Raw genomic sequence first — 14,158 nt, 5'->3', positions numbered from 1 at the left:
AAATCGTGAGCATAAATCAATTTGAAGCCGTCAAAATCGGTACATCGAATGTAGCCGATAACTTACCCGTTAGTAAACAACTAACTATATTGATCGTTGATGATAGCGAAGATGATATTGAATATGTTACTCGCTCATTATCGAGAAAAAGTAAATACAAATATTTTTTTTTAAAAGCAGCGAGTTCAAAAGAGGCGATGCTCTGCTTAAGTGAGCACACGCCTGACTGCATTTTGTTGGACTATTCTCTCCCCGGTGAAACCGGACTGACCTTATTGAGTACCATAGTTTCCGATAAACCTTTTTTACCCGTCATTCTTTTAACCGGTATGGGTAGCGAGGAAGTTGCCGTAAAAGCGATAAAAAGTGGTGCGTCTGATTATGTGTCTAAATCTAAAATAATTTCCACCAATTTAGAAGCCAGTATTTTACAGTGTATTGAGCAAAAAAAATACGAAAATATTATCGAAGACAAAAATATAGAAATCTTAAAGTATCAAAATAGTTATATTGAAAAACAAAAAAGAACTGAGCGTGTAGTTGATGCGACAGGTATTGTGTTGTGGGAATATGATCTTTCGTCGGACAAGTTTTATATAGACGAGCGTATAAAAAATATTATCTACTCGACGTTTGATGCCAGTTTGTCTTTAAAAGATTTTCGATCTTTGGTTCATCCCGATGATTTGGAGTTTTTGAATTATCACTGGAATAATTTTGTTTCCTGTAAAACTGAGAAATTTAATGTCAGTTATAGAATAAGAGGTGCAGCAGGAAAGTGGGTTTGGATAAAAGATATCGGTAATCGATTAGAAAGTGATTCTGATGGACAGCAAAAAATAGTGGGTCTTATTCAAGATATCAATAAGGAAAAAAACGAAGAATTTATTATTAATCAGCTTTATTCCACTTCCTTCGATTTGCAAGGTTCATCTCAAGAGAAAATTGATAAAATCTTGCTGTTAGGTTTAGAGTATTTCGATTTTCAATTTGCAGTTGTCAGCGAAATTAGAGACAAAGATTATATTATTCGTTATTTTTCTTCGCTTGCCTTAGAAGATATTTCTCCCGGGGATGTGTTTTCTCTGGATGAAACCTATTGTTCCACGATTTTTGGTAAACCCGGTGTTTATTACAGTTCTAATTTTATTATTCCCTCGGCAATTTCTAGTGTAAAAGTAAAAGGCTATATTGGTACGACACTTTATATTAACAGTCTTCCTTACGGAACCTTGTCATTTTATTCTACTAAAAAATTGGCGTCAGATCTGTCAAGTCGTGAAAAAAGCTTTATGGGCCTGTTGACACAGTGGATATCCAGTGAGCATTCAAGAAAATTATATACCGATAAATTGGAAGAATCTGAGGAGTTTTTGGATCTAATACAAAACTCCATTCCCGATCCTTTAACAGTGAAGGATGAATCGTTAAAAATTGTTCGAGCAAATAAGGCTTACACTGAGTCTGTTTTATCGGATTCTGCTGTGATGCCAGTTCGCAAAACTTTGTATTCAACCTCAAATATGGATGAAAAAGTTCAAGGTAAAAGGTTAAAAGGCTTGTCTGATATAATTTTTGATCCAGATTCCTTGGTGTTAAATGGTAACCCCTGTGAATTTGAAGAATGTTACAACATTGATCAAAATATAGAAAAGTCGTATTTAACGAAAAAGATTTTATTCAAAGATAAATCCGATACGAGTTACATTTTATCTTTGAGCAAAGATATTACACAATTAAGAGATATTCAGTCGCAATTGGCCTTGAGTGAAGAAAAATTCGAAACCGCCGTTGAAGCGTCAAATATTGGTATCTGGCGATACAACCTTCTATCCGGTGAGTTCTATTTGTCGCCCAAAGCTCGCGATCTTTTATATATAAAAAATAAAGATAAACAGTCGTTAGATACATTAAATAATTGGTTAAATACACTTTATCACGATGATCGAGAGTTAATAAAAGAAAAAATAGAGTCGCATTTACTGAACGAAGAAAACTTTAATGTTGAATTTCGTGTTTGTCACAGGAAGAATTCTGATCCGTTATGGTTTCGAATGAAAGGCGATAGTGTGCGTGACGAGCTCGGAAACCCTGTTAGCATGTCTGGTGCTCTAGAAGATATCACTTCTATCAAGAAATCCATTAACGAACTCATTAAAGCTAATGAAGAGCTAGAACGATTTGCATACATGGCTTCTCATGATTTACAAGAGCCGCTTAGAATGGTATCTGGTTTTATGTCGTTACTTAAAAAACGATTTAAGACTGGAGATGTTCTGACAGAAGCTGCTGAAATGTATATTGATCATGCCTGCCAAGGTGCGACACGTATGCAATGTTTGGTTAAAGATCTTTTGGAATATGCTCGTGTTGGTGATGAATCTGAAACTTACCAAATTGTTGATTTGGATCGATTAAAATCTCAGGTACTAACCAATCTTGAATCGGGCATCTCGGATAAAAATGCGGTCATTCGTTGGTCTAAACTTCCGAAGGTTCGTGGCAGTGCTGCTAGGTTGTGTTCTGTTTTTCAAAATATTATTGGCAACGCCATTAAGTACTCACGTAACGATGTGCCGCCGGAAGTAATTATTTCCTGCGAGTCAAAACGTAATTACTGGTTATTTACCGTTAGTGATAATGGTATTGGTATTAAGCCCGAGTTCTCCGAGAAAATTTTTGAGCCTTTTAAGCGTCTACACGGGAAAAATGAATACTCAGGTGTCGGCATGGGTTTATCTATCTGTCGAAAAATAATTGAGTCTTTAGAAGGAGAAATCTGGGTAGAAGCTAACTCTGGTGATGGATGTAAATTCGTTTTTACTCTCCCTAAAGTTTAGCGAGTTTGTTGGGAATAGATTGGTTGGCCCTGAGTTCTTGAGCGCTAAACGCTTTGATCGGAGTATTGTTACTGCTAGGCTCCGATTTTTCGGCGGTGTTTACGATAACAAGTTATTGAAAAAGCATAGCGATCGAAATTTTATTTTGATTTCTCTCGTCTAATGAAATTAACGATGGCTTAATCGGAAGTTTTTGTAAATTTTTTCTGGCTCTTCGCTAAGTCAACGTTAACTTAATTTAACAAAGATTTGGTCCAAAAAATGAAAAATAATCGATCTGTAGATATTTTGTTGGTTGAAGATAATCCCGGTGACGTAATTTTAACGCAAGAGGCTTTTGCCGAAGCCAAGATTGTAAATAGTATTAGCATTGCTAAAGATGGAGAAGAGGCATTAAATATTTTGTTTTCTAGACCCGGTTATGAGCAACACAGCAAACCAGATTTAATACTCTTGGACCTAAACTTACCTAAGGTAGACGGGCGCGAAGTTTTGGAAAATCTTAAAGGTGATGATGTATTAAGACGTATTCCCGTAATTGTACTCACAAGTTCTGAGTCTGAGAGAGATATTTTAGAATCTTACGATTTACACGCCAACGGCTACATTGTAAAACCTTTAGATTTAAATCAGTTTGTTAACGTAGTGATTGCATTGGATAATTTTTGGTTTGATGTAGTAACGCTGCCACCTAAAATAGATTAGTTGATATAGTGTGAATATAATTGCTTGCTTTTAAAAGAAATTTTATTAAATAGTACTTTATGCAGCGCTGTTATTTTCGAATATTTAAGCCAGTTTTACATCAAGATATTTGTTTATATTACTCCTTTTCGAATTAATATTGTTGACACTCCTGCCGCTATTTTTTGTTTCATTCAGTAACGTCGCTTTATAAATTCCTCATATTAAATACAATTTTTACAATTATTTTATGCCTTAGCTGGAATAAACATTAAAAATAGTTTACAGTTGAAAAAAGTTGAGGTGTGCGGTATAGCGGGACGACATAGGCAGTCGGGTTTCAGTGCCAACAAGGCTTTTGTCCGGTTCATTGACTTTGTTTGGTGAATGAACCTCTGAAGCTTCTCCTTTTTATCTCTCCTCAGCAAAATCGATTGCTTCGTAATGCGGCATTTTTCTTCATGCTGAGCTTAAAACTCGTGGTATATGTGAGTTTGTGTATGCGGTTATCCGATAATTTGCAGTTTCTACCCAATTTACTGCTTTTTTTTAAAATTTTAGAAGATACCTTTATTACACGAAAACTCCTGCCTTTTAGATTTATTGGGCGCCACACTTGATGATAATACTCTTGGCTTAAGTTCTTAGAATAGGACATAGATTTCGCGGTAAAAATCTTGTCTGACTGGGAAGGAGTAATTTAACTCGTTTTTTTTTGGCGCGTATAATTACATTTTGAACAAACGCGCTATAATAGACGAACCAGATCCACAAAATAATAAAAGCTAATTTATTTAGGTAGTTGAGGAAATACTAATGGCTAAAGCAAAATTTGATCGTACTGAAGTAGTTCATGCTGCGACACAGTTATTTTGGCAGCGCGGTTATCAAGCTGCTTCTATGCAAGACGTTTTTCAGGTAACCGGTTTACAACCAGGCAGTTTATACAATGCCTTTGGTAGTAAAGCAGGCTTATTTGAAGAGACAGTAAGACACTATTCTAAGATTTCTTTTGAGAGAGTTTCAGAAGAGTTAACCAGCGCCCCGTCTATTGACGTTGGTATTTGCAGTGTACTTTTGAGAATGATTCGGGAATCTACTGAATCTGAATTCTGTAGCTGTTTTTTGGTGAAAAGTCAGTTAGAGCTTAAATCCAGTGGTGACGAGGCGCTAGCTTCTGTTGTTGCTGAACAGTTGAAAAAGCTAGAAACTATTTTCAGTGAAGCATTGCAAACGGGCCAGTCTGAAGAGGCCGTAAACGCAAAAACAACCAGTTTGTTGTTAAACATGTTTGGTTTGCGTGTATATGGTTACCTTGGTTACGGATATGATCATTTGTTGCAAGGTGTTCGAGAGTCGTTGTCATGGTTGCCATGGGACGAAGCTCTTACACTGCCTGTAAACGCTTATCCAGCACAAAGTATTCAGTAATATTTTGAAGCAGTCACGCTTGTATCGTATGTCTTTATGTTGATATACAGATACAAGCGGATGCTTATTAAATGACGCAATCTATTTTCCCTTCAGTTTTTTCGCCAATCTGTAAAATTCTATTCACCTATTTTCAGAATCAATTTCGGTTAAACTCATAATCCCAGTATTAATTTACATTATTAATTGAGATCTATTGATAGGTTTTTAATGCTTCTGGAAGTGTCTTTAATACGGTAACTACTTTTTCAGGGTTATTTTCTAATTTGGATAATAAAATTCCGCCCTGCATCATAGAAAACATTACTTCAGCAGCACTGGCTGTATCCATAGCAATATTGTTTTCTGTTTTATAGTGCTCAAGCGTTAGTTGTATCGCCTTAATAACCTTATACGCACAGTGGGTAATCGCGGTGTGAATCTGATCATCAATTGTCGACAACTCTAGTGCGATATTACCCAAAAGACAGCCTTCGACTTTTCCAGATTCCGACATGCTGGAGGCTGCAATTTCTCTTGGAATTTCTTTTAATTTCTCAATTTTTTCTATGGCACTAATATCTTGACCAGAAATTTCCGTCATTTGACCGGCTAATATATCTGCGTGTAACTCTAAGCAGGCAATTAATAAAGCAGCTTTAGACGGAAAGAAATGATAGAAGGTACCTTTATTTATAGAGGCTTCATCACAGATTAAACTGGTGCTTGTGCTGTTATAACTTTTACTAAGAAATAAACGATACGCAGTGTTTATGAGATGAGTTTTACTGTTAGTTTTAGTGCTATTCATAGTAATCTTATCAATACTTATACATCTAATTGGTTTACATCAAACATTATTTAATGATCTTTTCATGCCGTTTGATGAAGGTTCTGTTTAATGAAGCTTTCTCATTAGGTTGTTGTTATCCAAACGCCTTTGGTGTTTCTTAAAGTTTATTTTCGGCTAGTAAAAATGGATAGCTAATTAATCTTTTGCAATTAATACATTTAAAAATCAGTTTCAGTATTTCGATAATTACCGGTAACAAATGGCGAGCTTGAAAATATAAAGGTGTTGGCGTTTTCGCATTGATGCATGACCGCGAAGTTTACCAGTGTGGGGAATACTGTTTTTGATTTTGGCAGGTTCTTCAAGTCCTTTTGCATTTGCAATTACACCATTTTTAATTGAGATTAAATAGAGCAACAATTTTTCGTGATTCGCGCGGTTATTAAGAGCTAAATAAAACTTTACTAACAATAAAATGCGAAGAGACGGTTATAACAGTATTTGATTCTTGAAGTGCTATATAACTGACTTGTTGGTACAGAAATAACGCTTTGTATAAACAAAAACCTCTCCGTCTGGAATTGTAGCGACTATTCATATTGATAGAAAGCGGTAATCACAAAATATCATTCGCAAAGTTAGATTAGCGTTAGCAAAAAGCTCTCTTTTTTAGACAATTAGATTATTTTTCGAGTGTAATTAATAAAAATCTATCTGCTGTTTGTTTCAATTAATTATTAGTTTAGTCAGATTTAGGGTTTTTATTTTTATAGTTAACCGGTCGGTTTAATTTTTTTATAACTTGAAATTAAGTCATTGAAAAAAACAGGTATTTCTAAGACTAAAATGTTTATTCAATTATGACGGTGATTTATAAATTTCTCCGTAAAAATTATGAAGAACCGTTGGAATTCTTGAGGCTTAATGAAATAAATAATCATTTAATACGTACGGCTTTAATGGATTTGCGGATGTGCTTAAATGCGCATGAATTTGTTGGAAATTAAATTAACATATCGCTGATTGATACGTTCTTGATTTATTTATCGGTCAGAACTTGAAAAGGCGATTTCCAGTTTCTTTATAGTTGCGGCGCTTATCATTATTGAGCTTGGCGATAAGGCTTTGATGCGGCGGAGACATCCGAATTAATTGCAACTTCTTTAATTCATGGCTTATCGCTGTGTTAATTTCCTACTATTTTTGTCCGGAAATATGAAAGACAAAGTGCCGTGATTTTTGTTGTATTTGAGTTGTCTTTAGACGGAGTCTCTTTTGTATATTAATCGTTTAAGTTGTTTTAAGTCTGTGCAGTATTTTATCAATCTTCGGAGGTTTAATTCGCGGTTCTACACTGATTATGATCGATGTGCATTGCTGTAACTGTGTTGGTTACTGGTCGATTTCTTGTCGGGCTTTAAGTCGGTGATTTTGATAGCGTGAGTCGCAAACTTCGACCGAGTATAGGTGATGGCTTAAGAGTGCGTTGTATTGGTGGCTTGTTGTGTCGATGGTAAGCCAGCTGGGTGAGAACGTTACCTGGAGCGTTATTGCGAGTTTATTGTTGGCTGCTTTGCATCATATTTGATGATTTGAGTAGGTCTATTAAGCAAGCCGAATATCTTTTGTTATTTTATTATAACTTCAATAAGCTGTCGTTATTGAAAGTGACTGCACATCCATGTGCTATTGAAAATTCTATAGGAAACTCTGATTAACCTAGAGTTTCTCGCGACACAAGGATGTGTCGCCAACTTCAAGAACGGTAAGTGATTGAAATTGTGAAGAAATTGGAAATCACATTTTCAATTTCTGCCCTCTGATTAAATCAAGGATGAGTTAATCAGAGGTTCCTATAATTAACCTACATTTTAGATATAACTGTTTTATTGAATAATCTTTATTTTCTCTCCCGGAATGGGTTCGCCTCTAGGATAGTAGCTGTTAATAAGTCTTAAATATTCTTCGCCGTATTTTCCGAGTTTTAATTGATTAGCCAATCTCGCGAAGGTTGTATTTTCGTTAGCAACAACGTATTTAATGGTTTTTGAGTGCTTTAGTTTTGCGGTGTTGGGTGATGTTCTTGCCACTGGTTGAAAGCTGCGAATAGAAGACATAAACAATTGGTCATAGTTAATACCTTCTTTTGCAGAGTTGACCTTGCCTTCAAAAACATAGGCAACGCCGCCTCGGTTTAATACGGCAATGCGTTGTTCGGCCCCGCTCTTATCCGATTTGATGCCGGTATGTCCGAGCATTCCAAACTGATTCAATGGTTCTGATTGTTTTAACAGAGTGACATTAAATTCGCTTCTGAGAAACTCTTCGTAATTGGTATCTGGTTTGAGCCTTGAAAGACCAAGAGTCAGACTTGCCGATTTGTCGGTGGCCTCGCCAATAATTTCGGTTTTTTCATTGTTGATTTCCCAGCTTTCTGGAAACAACATTGTGAAGCCAAGTCGAGAATGTGTGTATCGGTTTTCTTTGTTGGCTTCTTCCTTACTGGCTGCCTGTTCGGCGCGATCGAAATTTTCTCCCCAGATTAGGCCGTCGGTGGCCTCTTCAAACCGTTCTACATAGAGTTCGCCGGATTTTTGATTGTCACCCGTGGCTTTTACTGCCTCTTGTAAACGTTTGTCGTTACGTGGGTGACTTGCAAATACACCGTGGTAAGACGTGGTTTGTTTACCCGCGTCTTTGGCTTGTTGCTTAGTGAATCGTTCGTGATCTTTCAATACGCCAATAACGTCAATCATGGCTTCAGCGGAATAACCGGCATTGCGAATGTATTCGGCGCCAAAACCATCGGCCTCTAGCTCCATATTTCTGCCGTATCCAGCGATGGCGGCATCGCTCCATTGAGCTGCCGCCGAGGCGACGGTTGAGCTGCCTGTCAGTACGCCGGCAAACACGGCTCCGACATTTCGCCCAGCTCTCGCGGCCTCTTGGCGAACGGCGTGTCTTGCGGTCACGTGTGCGATTTCGTGGCCTAATACCGCGGCTAATTGCGCTTCATTTTGTAGATAGGCAATCAAGCCGCGATTAATAAAAATGTAACCGCCGGGCAGGGCAAAGGCGTTGATGTCTGGGCTGTCTACCACGGTGAAATGGTATTCGATTTTGGTGCGATCTCCGGCTGCCGCTACTTTTTGCCCAACTTCGTTGATGTAGGCATTGAGTTTTTCATCTTGGTAGACGGGTAGGGTTTTGAGCATTTCCTCGTAGAGTTCTTTGCCCAAGGAGACTTCCCGTGCCGATGACATGGTAACCGTATCTACTCGGCCGGTTGCAGGATTGATGGCACAGCCTTGTAAAAGGGAAAAGCAGGCGATAGCAGACAGAGACAGTTTTTTAAGCAATTGTTTTTGATTGGGCTTACGCATGTGGGTGCAAAGTCCTATGAGCAGATAGTTTACTAAGAGGTTAATTAATGTATTAAGGCGTTGAGTCTTGGGCGGCAAAAAAGCCTTTTAATTGCTCTCCCATGCCGTTACAGGCACTTTTGCGGACCTGCGCAATAATCGGTATGGGAATGACTACCGCAGGCACGTAGGAGGTTCCTGAGGCGTCGGCAGACAGTTGGCCTTCTCGTCTTCGATTGCGGTAATCCCAAACAATGGCTTCGTAGTCGGATTCTTTGTCCCAGGTGCCAAAACCAAAGCAGCCTGCGGCGCCAACACTGATTGTACAACCAATGGAGCCACTGGAGTCGGTGACCTCGGTTTTACCGTCGATCCAGATAATATAGGTCACGTTAAGACGTTTCATCACTTCTTCTATGGCGGAGTCATCAAGAAAACGCGACAGATCTTTAACCTTTAGTGGCGCGGTTCGAGGCTCAAACCATGGGTACATGGCATCTAAGAATTCATCTTCGGGAACGACGTTTAAGCCATCGGAACCCCTCGACAGAACATTGCCAACGCATTCAATAAGCTTCGGTTCGGTTTCGTACTCACTGGAATGTCTTCTACCCAGAACAACTACAGATTCGTCTTTGTTGATCTTTATTTGCTGTTCATTGGCTCGGTGTTCATCGATGGTAAGTGTTGTGCAACCACTAAAAAACACAATGCTTAAGCTCAGTATTAAATACACAATTTTCATGTGCTTACCTCTTGTGAAGGGTTTTCTATGCAGTGATCGGTAAATAATTACTGCTGTACGATTATTAAATACCGGTTTTTTCTAAGGTGTCTGTTTTGGGTTCGGGCGAATTTGGTGGCAATTCGTTGCTGCGAATGTCTTCTTTGTTTGCCAGCCAAGATTTAACTTCAGGTACACGTGCAAAACCGGTGGTAAGACTGGCGCCTAAATCTCTTAAGGCCACAATAATAGCTTGGTTCATGGCTTCTTCTCGGGATTTTAAGAACGCCGAAGGTGTTTTGCCGTAAGCACTCATGATCCAATCTGCTACCAGTTCCCCGTTGCCGGAATAGACCTGCATGTTGTAGCGAATCCAAACTTCGTAGATTTTGCTGCGCGTCTCTTTGGGAGAAGAGTACTGAAACTCGTTGATCGAAGGCAGTAGAACCAAGTCGTAATCGGGATTATTTTCATCCAACGACGTTAGGCTCTCTGAATGTGTAAACATTTTTTCAAAAACCTGCTCGAATAAATGTTGGTGCGCCTCACCAATGCCAATCTTCCATTTAGAGCGCGATTCTTCAGATTCCGAATAGGTGTATTTAGTAAGTTCATCGGTGTACACCACACCCATAGTGATATCGATGGGTTGTACCACAGGTTTTGGGAAATCACTTTTAACAATCAACGCGCTTTCACACGCTGAGAGTAAAAAAGCTGATGCGAGAAGTAGGGCCTTGGTTAAGGTTCCTCGGAGGTGTCCATTCAGCCATTTCATAAATTGAGCCGTAGTTGAGAATTTATGTTTATTGTCAGAGCTGTTGTCTTTGGGCGACGAAATCCGTTGGTTTAGGTGCTTTGTGTTTTGGCTACCTATAACACATCGCTGGGCAAACTCTTACTCAATTGCGGTGATCGTTTAAGCCTACAAAAGTGCCACCATTTTTACGAGTCAGTTCGCGCATGAGTGCGGCGAATCGAATTCCCGTAGTTTGCTGGTTTTTCGGGCGAGTAAACTGCACAGGGAATCCCACCGCATGAATTCGCACCAGCCGTTCGCCGTCGGCACCTTTGCGGTTGAGTCGATCAACCGTGTCTACTACTTGTTTAATAGAGTTTCCGGTAAATTCGTCACCCAGCACATACAAACTGATTTTCTTGTCGGGATCATAATAAGTACGAATAGCGCGTTCGATACCCTCAACCGGGCTTGAGTTACTGAAAGGATTCCAACTTCTTAGGCGCTGCAAAATGATATCTCGCCTAGCCGGTGTATCAGGAATCCATTTGCCGCGAAAGCTATCAAACATGTAGTCACCCATGTCATTCATCACTTGGATGCCTTTCACATTAGGGTATATGTCTAAGATGTTCACCATTTCGGTCATCATCCGACTCCAGCCGTAGTTGAACATACTGCCAGAGGTGTCAATGATAAAGATAATGTACTCACTATCGACGGGAATTCCACCGACTAAGTTGTTTTTACTCTGATAATTAGAACCCAGCAAACGTTGCATTTCTTCGGTGAGCGACTGCAGAGCTAATTCCAGCTCGCCTTTAATTGTGTTATCGACGTTACTTGATTGGTTTAGAGCCGCGTACTGGCGATTTAAGTTGTCGAGTTGACCACGCAAGATCGCAATGCGTTTGTTTTCGGCGTCGAGCTGTTCGTGCTTGGCATTGAGTTCGCGATTTAATACTTGGGTTTCGCCTCGGATCGAGAAGAGTTTTTCCTGCAAGTCGGCAACAATTCCGTCGAGCTGAATTTCGGTTTCTTCCAGCACCGATGGCTCTACGGTTTTGGTAATCATCAGCAGTAAAACAATGGCGCCAAAGCCACAGCAAACCACATCTAAAAACGACATGCTTGATTCTTCGCTGACTCGGCGTTTACGTTTCATCGACATAAGGTCACCTTTAAGGCCAATCTTTGGATGGAGTTAAAAACGCACCTTGGCTGATTTGCGCCAGTTGCCAAAATACCGCGGGAGCAAATGGATCGCCTTCCATGGGTAATAAGATGGTATTTACGGGAACGCCCGCCGGTAGCAGTGCAATGGCTGAGTCGGCCAGTTTTAAGCGCTCAGGGCCGGTAATGGTGGTTTTACGGCTCGGTTTTGCACCCTGCGTGGGCAGACCATCGGTAATTAAAAAGATGTTATCGGGCCTTGGGTTAAGCAGATTTAACGTGGTAAATACGCGATGCAAGCTGGTGCCGTTTTGAGGAATAGTTTGGCGTAAATTATCGATGGCTCTTTCAAGCTGCGCTTTGTCATCGATATTTAACCACTGAGTTTCTGTGCCCAACAGCGGTGATTGTGCATCGGTATTGAATGTGTAAATTTGGTATTGAGCATTTGGCGGTAATTGCGCCACCAGCCATTCGACGATGGCGAGCCCTCGCAACCATTTGGGCGATTGTTTTTTTATCGAGTCGTCCATGTTACGGCGCCGAATGACGTTAACAATGGATTCATCCAGCATACTGGCCGAGGCATCGAGCATGATTAACACGCGCCTGCCGCCAAGATTTAAACCGGTCAAATATTGTCGATTACCTTCACCGATAAAGCGTCGAGAATTATTGGCGCTTTGATCGGCATCGGCTTCAAGCTGTTGTTTTTCTTTCTCTAAGTCTTGAATTTTTTTCTTCAAAGCATCAACGGCGGAGTCAGTATCTTCGGCGTCTAGGTCTTCAATGGCACCTTGAAGGCGGGTTAGATCCTCGTTAATTCGCGTTGCCAAACCTTGAGCTTGGGCTAAGCGCTGATCAATGTCGGAAATGGTATTGCGAGCTCGAACGAGGTTTTCTTCCCCCTCGCGGATTTCCTCTTCTAAAAGATTAACTTCAGCATTTTGCTGCGGGCTTTGATTTTCGGTTTGGGTATCTACATCGTGTTTGATGATCAAAAAAATCAGCGCAACCGCGCCAAAGCCGCACGACATAATGTCGAGAAACGATAGGCTGAAGGTGGTAAATCTGCGCGAACGAGCCATTAATGATGAACCTTAATGAGTGTGGCGTTGGCTAAGGCGCTGGCGATCTTATCGCCGATTTTTAGGGCGTTAACGGTAGAATTAAAATCAACTTCCCGATCATTCATTGTTAAGCCGTCGTGCAAAATGTTGAGATAGACAACACCGGCCTCGGAGAATAATTCCACAAAGGCATCGAGAGCTTTGTTGTGAGAATCGAGTGGCAATAGCCGAGAATCCAGAAGCAGCCTTTTACCAATGGGATAAGCTTGGGAATTAACGAGCAGATGGCTGGGCGTTAATTCTAATAATGCGGTCGTTTCGGACTGATGGCTCCCAGAATAATTAAGATCGTTAAAAGTCACCGAGCGCGCGGGATTGGCTCTTAATTGGTGAATTAACGCAGTTTCGCCGTGATCGTCTTGCAGTTGTTCGAGATACTCAAAGGCCAAAGGTCTAGTGGTGTTTTCAGATAATAAAATGGCTTCTGGCAAGATTTCATTCATTCCAACTAAAGCCGAGCAACTTGGACTCAACACAATTTGGCTGTGGGTGTCGGCTAGTGGTTTGATTCGATCAATGACGCGACTCAATAAGGGTTTGATGGCGTCACTAAACAAACTGTTGGCGAGTTTAATGGATTGCTCGCCGATTCTGATTTCGTTATTGCCTGCGGCAAGTGATACCTGCCATTCGGCCAATTGGTTATAAACCGATTGCTCCGCTTTGGCATCGTGCAACGGGTTGTAGCGCAGTTGACGAATAAACTCATCGGAAATGGCTCGCGCCCAAGCGTCGTCGATTTGCGCGGTGCCGCAACCGGGTAAAAGCGTTGCTTGTTTTTTTAAGACGGTGCGCTGGTGAATGTCTATGGGTGTTAAAACGGCTTGGTGCAGTAATAACTCTACGTGCACATATTGGCCATTGTAGAGTTGCGTGGTGTGTAACACGGCCGAATCGACAATGCTATCGACTTGAACATTTAAACTCTGGCAAATACCCAAGAGCAGTGCTAATTGGCGCTCGCTGTAAGAACCCGGTGCCGAAATAATCAGGTGGCTTACCGAAAATTCTTCAAACCAGGTTTTTAGTTGGTGATAAACCAGATCGGCGTTGTGTTTAACACGCGCGGTTGCGCTGCGAATTGGGTCGAGGCTGAGTTGATCCCAAAATTGATTGCTGGCACTTAAGGGTTTTAAGCGGTATTGGTTTTTGGCATCTTTACCCGTGGTAATTTCGTGATCATCAAAAATAGCGTAGCCGGGCGCAAAGACTTGCGTGTCTTCGCTCTGTAAGCACAGATTATGATCGTTTAAATCTAATACAAAAATACGTTGTGTATTGGCCACGGGTGTTTCCAGAGCGA

Annotated in this window: 10 protein-coding genes; 3 read left to right on the top strand and 7 right to left on the bottom strand. The window is 40.5% G+C overall.

Annotated elements, in window-relative coordinates:
• The first annotated feature begins 5 nt into the window (after positions 1–5).
• From ACYQ2C_RS02270 to ACYQ2C_RS02260, 3 genes are all read left to right on the top strand, one after another.
• Complete coding sequence (locus ACYQ2C_RS02270; RefSeq protein ID WP_460115626.1) at positions 6–2,840, top strand: ATP-binding protein; 2,835 nt, start codon at positions 6–8, stop codon at positions 2,838–2,840.
• Between the two features lie 261 nt (positions 2,841–3,101).
• The gene (locus tag ACYQ2C_RS02265) at positions 3,102–3,545 is read left to right on the top strand and encodes a response regulator (protein WP_460048765.1); all 444 of its coding nucleotides are present in this window, start codon (positions 3,102–3,104) and stop codon (positions 3,543–3,545) included.
• A 795-nt stretch (positions 3,546–4,340) separates the two neighbouring features.
• Entirely contained in the window at positions 4,341–4,955 is a 615-nt protein-coding gene (locus tag ACYQ2C_RS02260) for a TetR/AcrR family transcriptional regulator (protein ID WP_460048763.1), read from the top strand.
• A gap of 193 nt (positions 4,956–5,148) precedes the next feature.
• On the opposite strand, the gene ACYQ2C_RS02255 is transcribed toward ACYQ2C_RS02260, so the two are convergent.
• The 7 genes from ACYQ2C_RS02255 to ACYQ2C_RS02225 all read right to left on the bottom strand — a co-directional run bounded on the left by ACYQ2C_RS02255 (position 5,149) and on the right by ACYQ2C_RS02225 (position 14,141).
• Positions 5,149–5,745: a TetR/AcrR family transcriptional regulator gene (locus ACYQ2C_RS02255; protein ID WP_460048762.1), complete on the bottom strand. Its 597-nt coding sequence runs from the start codon at positions 5,743–5,745 to the stop codon at positions 5,149–5,151.
• A gap of 1,868 nt (positions 5,746–7,613) precedes the next feature.
• Positions 7,614–9,110, bottom strand: a complete 1,497-nt coding sequence (locus tag ACYQ2C_RS02250; RefSeq protein ID WP_460099594.1) for a M48 family metalloprotease — start codon at positions 9,108–9,110, stop codon at positions 7,614–7,616.
• A 52-nt stretch (positions 9,111–9,162) separates the two neighbouring features.
• Complete coding sequence (locus ACYQ2C_RS02245) at positions 9,163–9,834, bottom strand: hypothetical protein (RefSeq protein WP_460048759.1); 672 nt, start codon at positions 9,832–9,834, stop codon at positions 9,163–9,165.
• Positions 9,835–9,898: 64 nt separating this feature from the next.
• Entirely contained in the window at positions 9,899–10,591 is a 693-nt protein-coding gene (locus ACYQ2C_RS02240) for a hypothetical protein (RefSeq protein WP_460099598.1), read from the bottom strand.
• Positions 10,592–10,715: 124 nt separating this feature from the next.
• Complete coding sequence (locus tag ACYQ2C_RS02235; protein WP_460048756.1) at positions 10,716–11,723, bottom strand: VWA domain-containing protein; 1,008 nt, start codon at positions 11,721–11,723, stop codon at positions 10,716–10,718.
• A 10-nt stretch (positions 11,724–11,733) separates the two neighbouring features.
• Positions 11,734–12,813, bottom strand: a complete 1,080-nt coding sequence (locus ACYQ2C_RS02230; protein WP_460048755.1) for a vWA domain-containing protein — start codon at positions 12,811–12,813, stop codon at positions 11,734–11,736.
• On the bottom strand, positions 12,813–14,141 hold the full coding sequence (locus ACYQ2C_RS02225; RefSeq protein ID WP_460099602.1) for a hypothetical protein: 1,329 nt from the start codon (positions 14,139–14,141) through the stop codon (positions 12,813–12,815). Before ACYQ2C_RS02225 ends, ACYQ2C_RS02230 begins: the two co-directional genes overlap by 1 nt.
• Positions 14,142–14,158: the final 17 nt, after the last annotated feature.

The organism is Sessilibacter sp. MAH3, from assembly GCF_054658275.1.
This window is presented reverse-complemented; position numbering and strand designations above follow the sequence as displayed.

Bases quoted from the DNA above. Each gene is read 5' to 3' on its own strand.
- ACYQ2C_RS02265 (WP_460048765.1), top strand. From the start codon at position 3,102: ATGAAAAATAATCGATCTGTAGATATTTTGTTGGTTGAAGATAATCCC.
- ACYQ2C_RS02260 (WP_460048763.1), top strand. From the start codon at position 4,341: ATGGCTAAAGCAAAATTTGATCGTACTGAAGTAGTTCATGCTGCGACA.
- ACYQ2C_RS02255 (WP_460048762.1), bottom strand. From the start codon at position 5,745: ATGAATAGCACTAAAACTAACAGTAAAACTCATCTCATAAACACTGCG.
- ACYQ2C_RS02250 (WP_460099594.1), bottom strand. From the start codon at position 9,110: ATGCGTAAGCCCAATCAAAAACAATTGCTTAAAAAACTGTCTCTGTCT.
- ACYQ2C_RS02245 (WP_460048759.1), bottom strand. From the start codon at position 9,834: ATGAAAATTGTGTATTTAATACTGAGCTTAAGCATTGTGTTTTTTAGT.
- ACYQ2C_RS02240 (WP_460099598.1), bottom strand. From the start codon at position 10,591: ATGAAATGGCTGAATGGACACCTCCGAGGAACCTTAACCAAGGCCCTA.
- ACYQ2C_RS02235 (WP_460048756.1), bottom strand. From the start codon at position 11,723: ATGTCGATGAAACGTAAACGCCGAGTCAGCGAAGAATCAAGCATGTCG.
- ACYQ2C_RS02230 (WP_460048755.1), bottom strand. From the start codon at position 12,813: ATGGCTCGTTCGCGCAGATTTACCACCTTCAGCCTATCGTTTCTCGAC.